Origin of the sequence: Saccharopolyspora spinosa NRRL 18395 (assembly GCF_000194155.1) — a bacterium.
GTDB lineage: Bacteria > Actinomycetota > Actinomycetes > Mycobacteriales > Pseudonocardiaceae > Saccharopolyspora > Saccharopolyspora spinosa.
Genome location: NZ_GL877878.1, coordinates 96,395 through 111,509, shown reverse-complemented (window position 1 = coordinate 111,509; position 15,115 = coordinate 96,395). Strand labels below are relative to the sequence as shown.

At 68.2% G+C, this 15,115-nt stretch carries 19 protein-coding genes and 1 pseudogene; 7 read left to right on the top strand and 13 right to left on the bottom strand.

Annotated features, from left to right (window positions below; translation table 11 throughout):
• Positions 1 to 7 precede the first annotated feature (7 nt).
• Together SSPN_RS0100570 and SSPN_RS48505 are read left to right on the top strand one after the other, a co-directional pair.
• Positions 8 to 772, top strand: coding sequence for a hypothetical protein (locus tag SSPN_RS0100570; RefSeq protein ID WP_010305037.1), 765 nt, complete (start codon positions 8 to 10; stop codon positions 770 to 772).
• A complete protein-coding gene (locus SSPN_RS48505; protein WP_010305033.1) occupies positions 766 to 1,311 on the top strand; it encodes a hypothetical protein in 546 nt (181 codons plus the stop codon). The genes SSPN_RS0100570 and SSPN_RS48505 overlap by 7 nt, the downstream gene beginning before the upstream one ends.
• A gap of 72 nt (positions 1,312 to 1,383) precedes the next feature.
• On the opposite strand, the gene SSPN_RS0100560 is transcribed toward SSPN_RS48505, so the two are convergent.
• From SSPN_RS0100560 to SSPN_RS0100545, 4 genes are all read right to left on the bottom strand, one after another.
• Positions 1,384 to 2,226 carry an oxygenase MpaB family protein gene (locus tag SSPN_RS0100560; RefSeq protein WP_010305028.1) on the bottom strand — a complete coding sequence of 281 codons (843 nt, stop codon included), beginning with the start codon at positions 2,224 to 2,226 and terminating at the stop codon, positions 1,384 to 1,386.
• 6 nt (positions 2,227 to 2,232) lie between these two features.
• On the bottom strand, positions 2,233 to 3,396 hold the full coding sequence (locus SSPN_RS0100555; protein WP_010305024.1) for an alkaline phosphatase family protein: 1,164 nt from the start codon (positions 3,394 to 3,396) through the stop codon (positions 2,233 to 2,235).
• Between the two features lie 44 nt (positions 3,397 to 3,440).
• A complete protein-coding gene (locus SSPN_RS0100550; RefSeq protein WP_010305020.1) occupies positions 3,441 to 4,583 on the bottom strand; it encodes an acyl-CoA dehydrogenase family protein in 1,143 nt (380 codons plus the stop codon).
• Positions 4,584 to 4,680: 97 nt separating this feature from the next.
• On the bottom strand, positions 4,681 to 5,814 hold the full coding sequence (locus SSPN_RS0100545; protein ID WP_010305015.1) for a CaiB/BaiF CoA transferase family protein: 1,134 nt from the start codon (positions 5,812 to 5,814) through the stop codon (positions 4,681 to 4,683).
• Between the two features lie 310 nt (positions 5,815 to 6,124).
• On the opposite strand from SSPN_RS0100545, the gene SSPN_RS56350 reads away from it, so the two are divergent.
• Positions 6,125 to 6,286, top strand: a complete 162-nt coding sequence (locus tag SSPN_RS56350) for a hypothetical protein (protein WP_010305011.1) — start codon at positions 6,125 to 6,127, stop codon at positions 6,284 to 6,286.
• A gap of 63 nt (positions 6,287 to 6,349) precedes the next feature.
• On the opposite strand, the gene SSPN_RS0100530 is transcribed toward SSPN_RS56350, so the two are convergent.
• From SSPN_RS0100530 to SSPN_RS0100515, 4 genes are read right to left on the bottom strand one after another with little or no spacing between them, the layout of a single operon-like run.
• Positions 6,350 to 6,535, bottom strand: a complete 186-nt coding sequence (locus SSPN_RS0100530; protein WP_029534815.1) for a DUF397 domain-containing protein — start codon at positions 6,533 to 6,535, stop codon at positions 6,350 to 6,352.
• 4 nt (positions 6,536 to 6,539) lie between these two features.
• Positions 6,540 to 7,388, bottom strand: a complete 849-nt coding sequence (locus SSPN_RS0100525; RefSeq protein ID WP_010305004.1) for a helix-turn-helix domain-containing protein — start codon at positions 7,386 to 7,388, stop codon at positions 6,540 to 6,542.
• A gap of 12 nt (positions 7,389 to 7,400) precedes the next feature.
• Positions 7,401 to 7,931, bottom strand: coding sequence for a DUF6879 family protein (locus SSPN_RS0100520; protein WP_010305001.1), 531 nt, complete (start codon positions 7,929 to 7,931; stop codon positions 7,401 to 7,403).
• A gap of 5 nt (positions 7,932 to 7,936) precedes the next feature.
• Positions 7,937 to 8,137: a hypothetical protein gene (locus tag SSPN_RS0100515; protein WP_010304998.1), complete on the bottom strand. Its 201-nt coding sequence runs from the start codon at positions 8,135 to 8,137 to the stop codon at positions 7,937 to 7,939.
• 286 nt (positions 8,138 to 8,423) lie between these two features.
• Between SSPN_RS0100515 and SSPN_RS0100510 the strand changes: the two genes are divergently transcribed.
• Positions 8,424 to 8,861: an Imm1 family immunity protein gene (locus SSPN_RS0100510; RefSeq protein ID WP_237710402.1), complete on the top strand. Its 438-nt coding sequence runs from the start codon at positions 8,424 to 8,426 to the stop codon at positions 8,859 to 8,861.
• Positions 8,862 to 8,913: 52 nt separating this feature from the next.
• Here the strand turns inward: SSPN_RS0100510 and SSPN_RS0100505 are convergent, their stop codons facing one another.
• Together SSPN_RS0100505 and SSPN_RS56345 are read right to left on the bottom strand one after the other, a co-directional pair.
• Positions 8,914 to 9,168: a hypothetical protein gene (locus SSPN_RS0100505; protein ID WP_010304992.1), complete on the bottom strand. Its 255-nt coding sequence runs from the start codon at positions 9,166 to 9,168 to the stop codon at positions 8,914 to 8,916.
• Entirely contained in the window at positions 9,161 to 9,331 is a 171-nt protein-coding gene (locus tag SSPN_RS56345) for a hypothetical protein (RefSeq protein WP_010304990.1), read from the bottom strand. The genes SSPN_RS0100505 and SSPN_RS56345 overlap by 8 nt, the downstream gene beginning before the upstream one ends.
• A gap of 421 nt (positions 9,332 to 9,752) precedes the next feature.
• On the opposite strand from SSPN_RS56345, the gene SSPN_RS0100495 reads away from it, so the two are divergent.
• Both SSPN_RS0100495 and SSPN_RS0100490 read left to right on the top strand, forming a co-directional pair.
• The gene (locus tag SSPN_RS0100495) at positions 9,753 to 10,469 is read left to right on the top strand and encodes a MerR family transcriptional regulator (RefSeq protein ID WP_010304988.1); all 717 of its coding nucleotides are present in this window, start codon (positions 9,753 to 9,755) and stop codon (positions 10,467 to 10,469) included.
• 117 nt (positions 10,470 to 10,586) lie between these two features.
• The gene (locus tag SSPN_RS0100490) at positions 10,587 to 11,933 is read left to right on the top strand and encodes an AMP-dependent synthetase/ligase (RefSeq protein WP_010304985.1); all 1,347 of its coding nucleotides are present in this window, start codon (positions 10,587 to 10,589) and stop codon (positions 11,931 to 11,933) included.
• A 215-nt stretch (positions 11,934 to 12,148) separates the two neighbouring features.
• Here the strand turns inward: SSPN_RS0100490 and SSPN_RS0100485 are convergent, their stop codons facing one another.
• From SSPN_RS0100485 to SSPN_RS0100470, 3 genes are all read right to left on the bottom strand, one after another.
• Entirely contained in the window at positions 12,149 to 13,309 is a 1,161-nt protein-coding gene (locus SSPN_RS0100485) for a methyltransferase domain-containing protein (RefSeq protein ID WP_010304983.1), read from the bottom strand.
• 121 nt (positions 13,310 to 13,430) lie between these two features.
• Entirely contained in the window at positions 13,431 to 13,904 is a 474-nt protein-coding gene (locus tag SSPN_RS41860) for an MvdC/MvdD family ATP grasp protein (RefSeq protein ID WP_010304981.1), read from the bottom strand.
• A 456-nt stretch (positions 13,905 to 14,360) separates the two neighbouring features.
• The gene (locus SSPN_RS0100470; RefSeq protein WP_237710401.1) at positions 14,361 to 14,711 is read right to left on the bottom strand and encodes an MFS transporter; all 351 of its coding nucleotides are present in this window, start codon (positions 14,709 to 14,711) and stop codon (positions 14,361 to 14,363) included.
• Between the two features lie 125 nt (positions 14,712 to 14,836).
• Here SSPN_RS0100470 and SSPN_RS0100465 point away from each other — a divergent pair.
• Positions 14,837 to 15,079, top strand: a pseudogene (locus SSPN_RS0100465) (recombinase family protein); the annotation flags it as partial.
• Positions 15,080 to 15,115 lie beyond the last annotated feature (36 nt).

Sequence of the window (15,115 nt, the reverse complement as noted above, 5' to 3'; positions counted from 1 at the left end):
GAGCTGAATGATCTTGGAACACCTGATCCTCAGCGCACGCTCGTGGTGGTGCGAGCCGGGTGAGCCGATCGTCTGGGCCTTCCCCGATCCGTACCACATCCCGCTGTTCGAAGTGGACGGTCTCGACGAGCACGGCAAGCGGCGGCGGAACATCCTGACCCGCGCCGCGTTCCAGGTGGGCTCGCTGCCCTTCCGCATCAACTCGCTGATGACCTGGGGCGACGAACCCGCCGATCAGCGCAACCTGCCCACCGCGGTGGTGGCGGCCCGGGGTGCCGACGCCACCGCTGTCCGGATGACCGGCACGCAGGGCGAAGCCTCCCCCGGAGAACTCCCCGGGGTCCTGGTGGCCACTCCCGGCCGCTTGGCGCTGCTGGAGCTGACCGAGATCCCGGAAGGCTCCAAGGACTGGTTCGACAAGGGCCTGGAGAAGATCAAGGAGGCCACCGGTCCCGCCTACCGGCTCGCCGACGACTTCGCGGGCACGATGGGCAGCACGATCAACAACAAGGGCCGCTACTTCGACCACGACGGCCAGACCCGGACACCGCAGGTGGTCGAACGCGCGAACGTCGGGACCGAGCAGATCAGCGGCTACGACGTCGTGCCACGCGAATTCCGCGGGCACGACTACGACAAGGACAACCGCAGCAGCTCCTACCTGCGGATCAACTTCGTCGACGGGTCCCGGCTCGACCTGCGGATCGCGGCCGGAACCGACCCGAACCGGGTCCTCGGCCTGGTGCGCGGAAACGAGGCCGGAAGTTGGTAGCAACACCGAAAGACCTCGCGCAGGTGGCCGCGCAGAACTGGCTGCGCCAGGGCGAGTCGATGCACCGGATCTTCGAACGCCGACCCGGTTTCCTGGCGTCCACAGTGGCCGGTAGCGCGAAGGTGCCGCACGTGCCGGTCAACCCGGTGCCGAAGTGCGCCCAATCGGTGTCGGAGGACTACCTCAAGCCGTCCGGACTCGTCGCGCGCGGCGGGCACGTCGGCGACGAGTGGGTGCACGACCGCGGGATTCGCGGATGGGCGACGGCCGCCGACGGCCACCAGCTCGCCGTGCAGGTCGCCGACGTGCTGGCAGCGGGCAACGGCTACGCCTGGCTGATCACCACGACGCAGCGCATCGCCGTGGTCATTCCGGCCCGGTTCGTCGAGCAACCCGCAGCACCGCTGGTCACCTGGTGGGAGCGGCCGCCGAACGCGGTGCGCGGCATCCGGGACGTGCTATTGGGCCGGGCGTTCTTCGGCGCGCCGTTCGCCTCCATCGACTTCGCCGACGGCTCCACCCTCCTGCTCCGGCAGTAGCCATCGCCGTCGGCGGTCAGGTGAGAGGAAGGTTCCCGCACTCCCACCCCGCACGGGCTGGCTCCCGCTGCGTCACAGGTGGCCGAGGGCCTTGATCGACGGCAGGGCCGTCTTGCCCAGGCGGTCGACCGCGCGCTGCACGTGGTCTCCCGGGTAGCGGAAGCGCAGCTGGTCCGGGACCACCAGCCCCGCCGTGCGGAACCCGCACAGCCCGGCCGTGACCAACGGCGCCGGGTACGCCGGGCGGCCGTGCAGCTTCCGTGCCCACCCCGGCAGCACCGAGTACGCGAGGTGCCCGAGGGGTAAGTAACCGAGGTTCACCGGCAGCAGCCACCACGACGCGAACGGCTGGTGCAGGAACCGGTAGACCAGGTCCGAATCGTCCGTCCGCCGCAGTTCGGGCCGGACCTGCTCGAAGTACTCCGCCATCTCGCGGCTCGATCCGGGCACCCCCGCCGGGTCAAGCCCGACCAGCGCGGCGACCCGGCGTTGTTCTTCGAAGTACCGGTCGAGTTGCGCTTCGGTCAGCGGGAATCCCGCGCGCCGCACCACGCTTGCGAACGAGGCGACCTCGGCGCAATGCACCCAGCGCAGCAGGTCAGGATCGTCCAGGCGGATCTCGGCGCCGGTGCGCGGATCAGTCGCGCGGAGCGTCCGGTGCACCCGGCGGACCCGTTCGGCAGCGGACTCGGCTTCGGTCGTAGTGCCGTAGGTCGTCGCGGCGACGAAGTTCCCGGTGCGCATCAGGCGGCCCAGCGGGTCTTCCCGGAACCGGGAGTTCTGCACGACCGCCGCCACCGCGCGGGGATGCAGCGCCTGCAGGTAGAGGCTGCAGATGCCGGCGACCCACATCGCCGGGTCGGCGTGCAGCTGCCAGGTCACGGTTTGCGGCCCGAACAGCCCTTCGTCGCGCATCCGCCCTCACCCGCCCAGCACGAGCACCGGCACCAACTGCTCGGCGGAGGTGAGCGACCCGTGGTGGCCGCGCAGCGCGGACTCCCCAGGCTCAACCACCGACCGGATCACCCCGGAATCACGCATGATCGCCAGCACGTCGCCGATGCGCGGGCGCACCGAATCGGCCACCACGGGACCGAACCAGCCCTCGTCGATCGCCTGCTCGCAGGTGAGCACCACGCCCCGGTCGCCGATCGTCTCCCGCCACGCGGCATGCACATCGGCCAACGCGCCGGGTTCGACGTAGACGTGGCGGGCGCGGACTTCGCCGCCGAGGAGCCGGACACCGGCTTGCAGCGCCGGATCGGTGTCGGCATCAACCGCCTTAACCGGGTCGACCTGAACCATGCCGTGGTCGGCGATCACGGTCAGCACCGCGTCCGGTGGGAGCCGCTCGGCCAGCGTCGCCACCAGCCGATCGAGCACGGTCAGTTGCAGGCGCCACGGCAACGAACCCGGGCCGTGCACGTGCCCGAGCAGGTCGAGATGACCGTGGTAGCCGTAGCACAACGCCGGGCCGCCGGCGCTCAGCGCGGCCAGCAGCTCGGCTGCGAGATCACCCAGGGCTCGCAAGCCCCGGAAATCCCCGCCGCGAAACGCCGCCCTGGTCAGCCCCGTGTTCTTGAACTCGGCAGGCACGGCGGTCCGGACATCGACGCCCGCCGCGACCGCCCGTTCCAGCACCGTCGGCGTCGGTTGCACCTGCTCCGGCGGCCACTGGTCGAGCAGACTTCGACGGCCCCCGGTGGAATCGCCGACCGTGCCGTGCGTCCCCCAGCTCAGCGGGTGCAGCAGGCCACCCGACGGCTCGGCGAAGCTGTAGCCGACGAGACCGTGCTCACCCGCGCACCGGCCGGTGCCCAGCGAAGTGATGCTGGTGACCGTCGTCGTCGGGAAACCCGCCTTCAGCGGTGGCGTCGTCAGCAGGCTCGCCATGAACGGCGCGTCCTCGGCGTGCTCGCGCAGCAGGTCCCGGCCGAGACCGTCGATCAGCAGCACCCCGGCGGTGCGGCAGGCCGGGAACCCGATGGTGTCGGCGAACCCGGCTACGCCCATCGCGCCGAGCAGCGACGGCAGGACGTCCGGCAGCGCGCGCCCGTCACCGTCGGGAGCGACTATCCAATCCATGTGGCGTCCTGCCTCTCTCGTCAGCGCTGCTGCGCTCACGACCGTCAGAATCCCATCGCCCGCCCGATGATCTCCTTCATGATCTCGGTGGTGCCGCCGTAGATCGTCTGGATCCGGGAATCCAGGTACGCCTTGGCGACTGGGTATTCCGTCATGTAGCCGTAGCCGCCGTGCAGCTGTAGGCAGCGGTCCACGACCCGCTTGTTCAGCTCGCTGAGCCACCACTTCGCCATCGCGGCGTGCTCGACGTCCAGTTCACCGCGAACGTGGTCCATGATGCAACGATCGGTGAACACCCGGCCGATCTCGACCTCGGTGGCCATCTCCGCCAGCTCGAAGCGGATGTGCTGGAACTTGCCGATCGGGCGGCCGAAAGCGGTGCGGTCCCGGCAGTAGTCCTTGGTGATCGACAGGACCTTCTCGGCGGTGGCGGCCGAGGCCACCGCTATCGACAGCCGCTCCTGCGGCAGGTTCTGCATCAGGTAGATGAAGCCCTGGCCTTCCTCGCCGAGCAGGTTGCGCGCCGGGACCCGCACGTCGTCGAAGAACAGCTCCGCGGTGTCCTGCGACTTCTGGCCGATCTTGTCGAGGTTGCGGCCGCGTTCGAAGCCCGGCATGCCGCGCTCCACGACCAGCAGGCTGATGCCCTCGTGTCCGGCGTCCGGGTCGGTGCGGGCCACCACGATCACCAGATCGGCGAGGATGCCGTTGCTGATGAAGGTCTTCTGCCCGTTGAGGATGAAGTCGTCGCCGTCGCGCACCGCGGTGGTGCGGATGCCTTGGAGGTCGCTGCCCGCGCCCGGCTCGGTCATGGCGATCGCGGTGATGATCTCGCCCCGGCAGAACCCCGGCAGCCAGCGCTGCTTCTGCTCTTCGTCGGCCAGCGCCATCAGGTAGGGCGCGATGATGTCGTTGTGCAGCGGGGAACCGAAGCCGGAGATGCCCGCGTTGACGAGTTCCTCGTCGAAGACCACGTTGAAGCGGAAGTCGTCGACGCCACCGCCGCCGTACTGCTCGTCGACGGCGAAGCCCAGCAGCCCCTGCGAGCCGGCCGCCCGCCACGCCTCGCGGCTGACCACCCCGGCGGCCTCCCACTCCTCGACGTGCGGCACGAGTTCCTTGTTGACGAAGGTGCGCACCGTCTCGCGGAACGCCTCGTGCTCGGGCTCGAACAACTCCCTGCGCATCGGTTCACGCCTTCTTTCGGTGTTCGCGCCGGTGGTGCGAGGAAGGGAACCTTCCTGCCACCGGAGCCCGGTCGGCGGGCTGCCGGGGCGGTGACGTTCATGGTTTGCCGGGGCCGAATGCGCCGGAGTCGAGCAGTTCGGACGGGATCTTCCAGTCCCGCAGCACGGCGTCGGTGTCGGCGCCGGGCTCGGCCACCGGTCCGGGCGGCGGGTTCGGGGTCCGGCTGAACCGCGGCGCGGGCGCCGGTTGCAGGGCCCCGTCTCGCCGGACCAGGGTTTCGCGGGCCGCCATGTGGGAGTGGACTTCGGCTTCGGTCATGGAGAGCACCGGGGCGACGCACGCGTCGGAGTCCGCGAACACCTCCGCCCACTCCTGCCGGGTGCGCTGCCGGAAGGTCGCGGCGAACCGTCCCCTCAGCTCCGGCCAGTTCGCCGGGTCGTCGCGATCTGGCACCTCGCCCGCCAGGCCCAGCCGGTCCAGCAGTTCGGCGTAGAACTGCGGTTCCAGCGCGCCGACGGAAACGTGCTCGCCGTCCGAGGTTTCGTAGACGTCGTAGTACGGGGCACCCGTGTCCAGCAGGTTCGTGCCGCGCTCGGTGCGCCAACCGCCGGCGGCCAGGAGCCCGAACAGCATGGTCCCCAGGTGCGCCGCACCGTCCACAATGGCCGCGTCCACGACCTGGCCGCGGCCGCTGGTGCGGGCCTCCAGCAGCGCGGCGAGGACGCCGACCGCAAGGTACATCGCGCCGCCGCCGAAATCACCGAGCAGGTTCGCCGGGACCTGGGGCGGACCGCCCTTTCGGCCGATGGCGTGCAGCATGCCGGTCAGCGAGATGTAGTCGATGTCGTGCCCGGCGGTGGACGCCAACGGCCCCTGCTGCCCCCAGCCGGTCATGCGCCCGTAGACCAGTTTCGGGTTGACGGCCCAGCACTGCTCCGGCCCCACCCCGAGGCGTTCGGTGACACCGGGACGCAGCCCTTCCAGCAACACGTCCGCTTGCTCGGCCAGCGCCAGCACCGCCTCCGCGCCGCGCTCGTGCTTCAGGTCCACCTGCGCGGAGCGCTTGCCGCGGTTGAGCAGGTCGGTCTTGCCGCCCACGGCGGTGGGCCGGTCCACCCGCACCACGTCGGCACCGAGGTCGGCCAGCAGCATCGCGCAGAACGGGGCGGGCCCGATCCCGGCGAGTTCGACGACTTTGATCCCGGCCAGCGGCCCGCCTGTACCTGTCACGCCACACCTCTCCGCAGCCTTTGTCGCATACCACAAGAATCGCGACGAAGTCAGTGTTACACCGTTGGTGTTATGGCGGTCAAGGTTCTGACCTGCCCGAAGGCCCTTTCGTTTGGGGCAGATCTGGGGGCAGGCATGCGTCACCAGATACCAGGCAGGCACCGGGCCGCGTACTTGGCCCTCTCCCTTATCTCTGCGGCGGCCCTGGTCCTAGCCGCCGCCAAAACCGCTTCCGACAGGAACGGCGAGCTACCGCTACTGCCAACCAAGGCCGCCGCAACGGTGCGCCGGAGCCGCCGGCGGTGATCCGATGAGCGCGCGACTCGAACTTCTGATCGCGGCAGCGGTGGCGGCACGGGAGAAGCTGCGCCGCGACCAGTTCATCGCCAACGGCAAGGGCATGGCCTTCCACATCTTCCAGTACGTCCCAACCAAATGGACTGCGCACGGCCGCTACTACTGGCGGTGGTGACCGCGAAAACGGAAGCGCCCGCCCGGTACCAGGACTACCGGGCGGGCGCTTCTTTGTTGTGGGTCAGGCGTCGAACTTGCCGCCCTTGATCGCGGCGACGAACGACGACCATTGCTCGCGGTTGGCGGTGAAGTATCCGGCGGCCCGGTCCTTGGTGTCGCGCACGGCGGCGCGGTCGCCAACGCGGCCGACCTCCACGCAGTTGTGGGTTCCGCTATGGCTCGACTTTCTCCATGTGCTGGCGGCCACGGGGTCACCCTTCGGTCTGGTGCCGGTACTCGGCGGCGAGGCGTTGCAGGATGGCGCGAGCCTCGTCACCCTCGCACGCCACCTGCCATAGCCGGTCCATGAGTCGACGGTAGATGGCAACCTGCTCGGGGTCGTCGATGGTGAGTTCGGCCGAGACGTGCTCGACCTGCACCACGTCGTCGAGCATGATGAAGCCGTTCATCGTGATGTTGGGCAGTCGCCGGAACTCGGGCAGCACACCGAACCGCAGTCCGGGGATGTCGACGGCGGACACGAGCCGGTCGAGTTGCCCGAGCATGGCGTCAGGCGGTGCAACAGGGTGCCGCAACGCGTGCTGCGAAACAATGATCTCGATGTCTTTGCCCTGATATAGGACTTGTTGCCGCTGCATGCGAACACGCACCGACGCCTCGATGTCCGAATCGGGCACCTGTAGGAGCTCGGCTTGGGTGCGGAACACGGCGCGGGCGTAGTCCGCGGTCTGGAGCAGTCCGGGCACGACGCCGAATTCGGCGTTGCGGATGCGGGTCGCGGCGTGTTCGCTTTCGAAGCTCTGTTGTTGTCGTGCGCGGTGGCCGGCGCGCAGCTGTGCCCGCCATGCCGCCTTGCTGATCCGCAGGTCGGAGAGTTCTTCGAGCATTTGCTCGACCGAAGACTCAGACGCGCCGATGGCATCGAGCCACTGTCTGACGTCTGAGTCCTCGGCCGTCTGCTTGCCGTTCTCCAGCTTGGAGATCTTCGAGTGTGGCCAGCCCAGCGCCGACGCCAGCTCGCGGCCGGTCATGCCCGCTTCGTCTCGGAAGCGGCGCAAGCGCTCGCCGAATTCCTGTCGTCGCTGTTCGAAGCTGGTCACGTCTCCTCTTCCTCACCGCACCAGCACGGCCCATTCCTTGGCTGGCGCTGCGGCGTTCCATGCTCGGTCTCGCCACTGCCGGTACTGCGCGATCTCGGCAGTATCGGTGATCATCTCAAGTCCGAGCATTCCCCGGTCTCCGAAGTGCATCACGCCGACCTGGTGGTCATCGAACATCCAGAAATCGGTCCCCAGGGGCAGCCCCAGGGACTTGGCCTCGGACATCGACAAGCTGCGGATCTCTTCACCTGCGGGCAGGTTCGCACGGAGCGCAAGGTCCATCTCGAACCGGAGGTAGTCGGTCAACGGCTCGGTGAGCACTCGCACCCGCCGGAAGCTGCGCCCCTCGCTCGTCGCGGCACGAACGTTGTCGGTCCAAGAAGCCAACCACGCATCGTCTGGCGGTTCACCGTTCAGGAAGCGCCGCAGCGGTTCGTCTTCGACCGGCTCCCGGTAGACGCCTTGGGTTTCGAGCCGGAACGCCGTGTCACGGAACGACCGGAAGAGCCGGTCGAACTCCACACCTGAAACCAGATCCACCATGCCCGTCAGTCCCTCGCGAAACGCAATAGGGCCTTGGGGATCTCGATCGCGGTTTCGTGGTCCGGCAACCCGCGCTCGCGCAGCGTCGCCAACGCGTGCGGGTCGGTGATCCGAGTTCCCTGCACGACGTAGGTGTCCCGGTCGGTTTCGTACAGCTCCGGGCAGCCCCCGCCGCCGCTCGTGGTGCCGAGGTGGGTGAGTCGCATGTCGGTCTCCTTGTCGGCCGGTAGTGAACCAAGCGCGCACGGTTCGCGCAAGTACCAGCCAACGACAAGAACCAAATACGCACCGGGCCCCAGCTGAGTGAGTTGATTGAGAAGCTTCTCGAATGTTTCTTGTGTGGTTCTCAAAACTGGTCCATGCTCTGGGTGGCCAGTTCACCGCAGGAGGTCACCATGAGCAGCTATCGGCCTCACCCGTTCCACTGGGCCGCGATCGACCGATTGAGATCCAGGGGTAGGCCAGACCATGAAAACCGAGGTGCTGCCTGTGGTGACGGGCATCCTTGGCCACGAGTTCCGTTACGCGCAGGCTCCCGACGAAGTACGCAACCTCGTCAATGCGATCGTCACCGAAGCACCCGTGCAGTACTCGCAGGTATATGTATGGGATCGTCCCTGCCGCCAGTCCGACGACGGCACCATTCACGAGTTCCCGCGAGGACGCCTGCGCATCACGACCAACCGAACCACCAGGTGGGGCGCGCTCAACTACATGCATCCCGGAGCCCCGGACGGTGCCCTGGTCGACTCGCTCAACCCCGACGCCACCGAGGAAATCCCGGCCCTGTTGTTCGATCCGGTGGGTGACCTGTGGTTCCCGGCCTCAGCGTCCTTGCCGCTGGAGAGGGTGCGCGAGGCCATCGCCGAGTACTGCCGTACCGGGGCGCGGCCGACGTGCGTGCAGTGGCAACCCGGCAAGTGGTACTGACCCGAAAACGCCGAATGCGCCCCGCACCCGGTGAAGAGTGCAGGGCGCGTTGCTACTGGGTCGGGTACGTGGGTGATGTGTTGGAGCCGAGCAGAACTCGAGTCGCCCACGGCGGGAGGTGCGGCTCCGCCTTGCGCAGTCCGGCATAGACCGCGGCGAGTACCAGCGGCACCACGAGCACGTCCTGCGCGTCGCCAAGCGGCGCGGTAAGCCAGGCTGGAGCGCCAGCGGTCACCAGGCACGCCACGAGCGTCGACCATGCCGCGGGCACGACGGTGCGCAGCCACGAGCGCAGTTGATCAGACATATTCGCCACTCCGCGCCACGCTCACGTCGACGTTGACGGTCGCGTCGGCGATGGTCCGGCGCACCGTTTCGTCGATGCGGGCGACGAGTTCGTCGGCGTCGAACTGGCTTCGGTTGACCGCGGCGGCCAGCGTGCGGATCACCTCGGACTGGGCGGCGAGCATGGCGCGATTCTGGAAGCCGTAGTTTCGCTGTATGCAACCCGGCGCGGCTTCGCAACACGCGCTGCGGAGGGCGGACTGGACGTGTTCGCGCTCGCCGACGTGATGGGCCACGGAGACATCAGGCAAACAGGGAGTACGTACCGCAAACGCCAACGGCCCGGGCACGCGTAATCGCGGCTCTCGGCCAAGCGCCACCGCTTACCGTTACCCGTGGGGCAGCTGGGGCAAGTCTTGGGGCAAACCGCGACCAACAGCCGCCTTCGAAAAGCGCGATCGAAGCCCACGAAAACGCGTGCTGACCTGCTACGTTGCAGTCAGACGCCATGATCCACCTTCAACCACCGGAATCCGAACAACCGCAGGTCACAGCATTGATGAGACATCGTTGGTGTTACAGCGATCGAGGAGTAACGTTGCGGCCATGCTCCGAACTGCGGACGAAGAGCTCACCATCGACGAACTGGCCGCCCGCGCCGGAGTCACCGTGCGCACCGTCCGGTTCTACTCCTCGCGCGGCTTGCTGCCGCCACCCCGGTTGCGCGGCCGGCTCGGCCTCTACGGCGGCGATCACCTGGCCCGGCTCGACCTGATCCGCGAACTGCAGGCGCTCGGTTTCACACTGTCGGCGATCGAGCGCCGCCTGGAGCGCATCCCGGCCGACGCCTCACCGGACGAGCTCGCGCTACAACGCGCGCTGATCGCACCGTGGACGAACGAGCACGCCGAAGACCTGGAGCGGCACGACCTGGACCGCCGCGCCGGCCGGCACCTCGACGACGCGCTGGTGGAGCAGCTCATCGAACTCGGCATCCTGCAGCGGATTCCGGACTCGGCGCGGCTCCGGCTGCCCAGCCCGGCGATGCTGGGCGTCGGCCTGCAGATCCTGGACCTCGATCTGCCGCTGGAAATGCTGTTGCAGGCCAAAGGGATCGTCGAGCAGCACACCGCGCAGATCGCGGAAGACCTGCGCGAGCTGTTCGCCGCTAACGTGCTGCGCCCCTACGTCGAGCGCGGCCGGCCGGAGGACGAGCGCAAGCGGGTCCGCGCCGCGACCGACCAGCTGCGACCCCTGACCATCCAGGTCCTGGTGAACGGATTTCAGCGGGCCGTCAACGACGTGATCCGCGATCACGTCTGATTTGACCGGATCACGCCACCGGATTCCGGCTTTCGGCCGCTCGCCAGCGGCGCCACCCATGAGGTTTCATCGCGTCGTGACGCACGCCACTTCGAAGGTGCGCCGAGGGGAGGACAGATGAGCGTTTCGGAAGCCTGGGTCACCGCCGCGCTGGAAGCGACCATCCCGCAACTGTTCTCGCGCAACGCTGCGGAGTTCCCGCAGCGTCCGGCGCTTACCGACGACGGACGCACCTGGACCTGGGCCGAGGCGCACCACGAGGTCCACGCGTTGGCCGCCGGGCTCGCGGCGATGGGCCTGCAAAGCGGCCAAACGATGCTGATCATGATGGCGAATCGCGCCGAGCACTGGCTGATCGACGTCGCGGCCACCCATCTCGGCGCGGTGCCCAGCACCCTCTACCCCACGCTCAGCCAGGACCAGGTGCACCACATCGCCCAGCACAGCAGGGCGCGGGTGGTCGTACTCGACGGCGCCGACCAGCTGCGGCGCTGGTCGAAGGCGCTGCGCAACACGTCCACCATCGAGCACGTCGTGGTGCTCGACAAGGCGGCGATGGTGTCCGCCGATCACCGGTTCCGCACCTGGAAAAGCCTGTGGCGCCTCGGCGAGCAGCGCTTGCGCGACGATCCCGAGCTCGTGCAGCGGGCGTGGCCGGCGATCCAACCGAACCTCCCGGCCGTGATCCTCTACTCCTCCGGAACCATCGGCGAGCAGAAAGGCGTGGTGCTCACCCACCGGAACATCTGCTTCGCGGCGGCTGCGCTGCACCAGGCCACGAAGCCCGAACGGCACGCGGCGCGGTTGTGCTACCTGCCGCTGGCGCACATCGCGGAGCGGATGATCGGGCTCTACGCGGCGATCCACGATGTCGCGCACGTGCACTTCTGCGCCGATCAAGGCGGATTGCTAGCGGCGCTGGTCCGCGCCCGGCCGACCCTCTTCTTCGCCGTGCCCGGGGTTTGGGCGAAGCTCGCCGCCGCGATCCGGAAAGTTCCGGCCGAGCGGCGCTCCGATCCGCAGGCGCTGCGCCGGCTACGGGCCCGCATCGGGCTGGACCACGCCGTGTGGCCGGCCAGCGGAGCCGCCCCGATCGAGGCCGCTTTGCTGGAGTTCTTCGGCGCGATCGGCGTGGACATCTTCGAGCTCTGGGGCATGACGGAAACCACTGGCTGCGTCACCACCAATCACGCGAGCGCCCACCGCCCGGGCACCGTCGGCCGCGCCGTGCCCGGCGTCGAGGTCCGCACCGCCGCCAACGGGGAAGTGCTGGTGCGGGGTCCGCTGGTGTGCGCGGGCTACCTGCAGCCCGACGGGGCGATCAGGCCCGCCGCCGACGCCGACGGATGGCTGCGCACCGGTGACGTCGGGGTGCTGGACGCCGACGGCTACCTGACCTTGACGTCCTCCCCATCGCTGGGGCCAGGGGATCCCGACCAACGGAAGCGTTGGTTCGACCGGTAATGCCTCGCGGGTTCCGGCTGGTTCCTGCTTCACCCGCCGAGCAACCTCGACGCCTCCACAGGCGGTGACCGGCAGCGCGTCGGCCAGGATGTTCTTCGCCGCGTTCGCGTCCGCGTTCCCGGAGTGTCCACAGGCGGTGCACCGAAACCGCGCTTGGCTCTCGCGCTGGAACTCAAGCACCGGGTGCGGGGCGTATTCGTCGGTTCCACGGCCAGTCAGATGGTCAGGCTCCATTGGTACTCGCCGTGCGGATCGTCGATCCACGCCCACTGATCGCTCGCCTCGACAGTCACCCCGAGACGCGGCCAGCCCGGTTCACCCGCAGCGCGCCACATTTGGTGAGCTCCCTCGACCGCCTGCCATAGCCGCGTCGGCCCGCTCTCGGTCACCGACCATGCCCCGTCGGGGGTGGGTTCGAGCATCACGAACGCATGCGACCCCTCCGGCGCGGTGATCGTCCCGGCCGTGGGCTGCCGCGTGTCGGGGTCGAACCTCATCCCGTGCCGGACGCCGTTCGGCAGTCCGGTGAAGTGCGCCAGGAACCAGACCTCCCGGTTGTGTTGCCACGGGTCCGGCGGCGTTTTCGTGGTCCTGGTGCGCGCGCCCGCATCGGTTGGTGGGTGCAGCGAGCGGGGCTGTTCGTGGTGGTGGCGCATCTGCATGAACGTCGCCCACCGATCTGTGAAACGCCCTTCGAGCCGGTCACCGTCCCGGCGCAGCAGCACGAGATTTCCCGCGGTCGGGCCAGCCTTGATGTCGACCAGAAGCAGCCCGCCGTCGACAAGCTGGTCGCACCACGCTCGCGGCACCGTCGGTACCGAGCACGTCGCGATGATCCGGTCGAACGGCGCATGCTCGCGCAGTCCTTCGGCGCCGTCGCGTGTGACGAGCGTCGGGCGGAGTCCGATCGACGCGAGGCGTTCCCGCGCCGGGTCGACGATCTCGGCGTCGAGGTCCACGGAGAACACCCGCTCGGCTCCGAGCCGGTGTGTCAGGAGCGCGGCGTTGTAGCCGGTTCCGGTGCCGATTTCCAGCACGGTGTGGTCGTCGTGCACGTCGAGGGTTTCCAGCATCCGCACCATCAGGTCGGGTTTGGTGCTGCTGGAAATGCTCTCGTGGTGTGTGCCGTGGTTGGCCAGCGCGGTGATCAGCGTTGTTGGCGAATACACGCGGTCAAGGCCGCTCGGCGAGGCCACGTCGACCGAATGCCATTCGCCCGTGGTGCCCTGCTCGTAGACCTTCGGCACCAGTACGTGCCGCGGTGTCGCGGCCACCGCGGCCTTCCATGCCGGGTCCGTCAGGTCGCCGCGCGTTTCGAGTTCGTCGGCGAGTGCCTGGGCGCGGGGTTCCCACGCCGTATCGAGTTGGGCAGTCATGGTCGCCCTTCCATGAGTAGGTCGGCAAGAACGTTCGTCAACGGCACGCCGGTCGCGGCTTCGATCCATCCATACTGGCCGCCAGGGTTGATCTCCAGGAAGACCCACTCACCCGACGGGGTCACCAAAAATCCAACGCCCCGTACACGAGCCCGAACGCCCGCATGAGCGAATGAATCCCCTTGCGCACGGCGGACGGCTGTTCGATGACGTCGTAGGCCAGGGCGTCGTAGTCCGAGCGCCAATCGATGTGAGCCGCAGCGTTGCCTGCGTGGATCGCCGCCGCCGTCATGCGCTCACCCATGACGATGACGCGCGCCTCGAAGGCTTTCGGCACCCACCGCTGCACCATGTGCGTGGTGACCTCGATCCGGCGCAGGTCCGCGAGATCGTCCTCACCGAGAACCCTGGTCCACGAGAGTTTTCGGGAGCCCTCTTCGGAAATCGTGTTCGAGCCCAACAGCTTCGTGATCGTGCGTCCCTCAGCGGCGAATCGGCGCACGGTGTCGGCCTCGTTGGTGATGGCGGTGTCGGGCACCGTCAGCCCGCACTCGCCTGCCCGGACGAGCTGGACCGGCTTGTACGCGGCGTCCACGTTGCGGCACTGCGAGCGGCGTTGCGACGTGCGACACCCACAGCTGATCATTATGCAGACGGCAGGAAAACTTTGGCACGGCCACCGCTGCACATGTCAACCGCGAACCTGACGCGGTAACCCCTAGCTGAAGCTAGGGGTCTGCGCGCTACGTTTCTCCGGTCAAGCGCTACCGGATCCTCGACCAGTTGTGGGGCGTCGAAGGTTGCGAGCCGCCCCGCCGTTGAAGCTCAAACGCCGCGTGATCCACGCGAAGTACGCCGACATCATCGACCAGCTCTACTGCGAGTGGCCCGACAACGTGAGCAAGGGAACCTTCTTGTCACCCCGCGCCGTGGCCTGGCAGCAAGGGAACCTTCCTGTCACGGCAGCTTCCCCGGACGGGAGCATGGGAACCTCTCTGTCATCGCGCACGGTCGTCCAGCAGCAAGGGAGAACCTCCCTACCAGCAAGCGATTAGGCCGTCGCGGGTTCGGCTTCGTCCGTGCGGGCCCAGCGGTTCGGTTCACCCGTGATGGCGAGGCAGGTGACCGTGATCAGCGCGCCGATCAGCAGGTAGGCCGCGATCGGCCAGGACGCCCCGCCGGAGGTCGTGAGCAGCGCGGTAGCCACCAGCGGCGACAACCCGCCGCCCAGCACCGAACCGCTCTGGTAGCCGAGGGAAACACCCGTGTAGCGGACCTTCGTGGCGAACAGTCCGGCGCAGAACGCCGCCATCGGCCCGAAAACCGCCGCCGAACCGGCATATCCCAGCGTCATGGCCAGCACGATCAGCGCCGGGCTCGCGGTGTCCAGCAGCCAGAACATCGGAAATGCGTACAACGCCCGGAAAATCCCGCCGCCGAGCATCACCTGGGTGCGGCAGATGAGGTCCGACAGGTGCGAGAACAGCAGCCCTCAGCAGCAGCCAATTCGCCCGCAAAGCTCGCCCTGACTGGCTCCGCCTGGTGGCCGACGTCGAGGCGGGCCGCGTAAACGTTTTGATCATCTGGGAGCCGTCCCGAGCGTCCCGGCTGTTATCTGCGTGGTCGACGCTGCTGGAAACCTGCCAACGGCTCGGCGTACTGATCCACGTCACCAGCCACCAGCAGACCTACGATCTCGACAATCCGCGCCACTGGCGCACACTCGCCGAAGACGGCGTTGACGCGGTGTACGAAGCCGAGAAGACGTAGCATCGCGTCCGACGGGGCACAAAGTCCTCCGCGGCG